A 298-nucleotide genomic window follows, 5' to 3' on the forward strand; every position below is an offset into this window, starting at 1 on the left:
CCTGAGGGATCAAAGTAAACAAACGTACAATAAGTAATGAACTTCATAGACAGGAACTGATATCACGCACACCAAGAAAGACTCCCCTCCTAATGAAAAGACATAGAGATGCCAGGCTGAAATTCGTCAAGGAGCATAAAGACAAAGAATATTCATTTTGGGAAAAGGTCCTATGGACAGATGAAAGCAAGATATAGTTGTTTGGTCATAATTATCGTCATAAGGTGTGGAGGAAAGACGGGGAAGCCTACTTGCCAAAGAATACTGTGCCAACTGTAAAATTTGGTGGTGGCAGTAT

Annotated in this window: 1 protein-coding gene; it reads left to right on the forward strand. The window is 40.3% G+C overall.

Annotated elements, in window-relative coordinates; all coding sequences use genetic code 11:
• Positions 1-8: 8 nt before the first annotated feature.
• On the forward strand, positions 9-197 hold the full coding sequence (locus F0L68_RS45490) for a hypothetical protein (RefSeq protein ID WP_149855466.1): 189 nt from the start codon (positions 9-11) through the stop codon (positions 195-197).
• Positions 198-298: the final 101 nt, after the last annotated feature.

This window comes from Solihabitans fulvus (assembly GCF_008386585.1).
GTDB lineage: Bacteria > Actinomycetota > Actinomycetes > Mycobacteriales > Pseudonocardiaceae > Solihabitans > Solihabitans fulvus.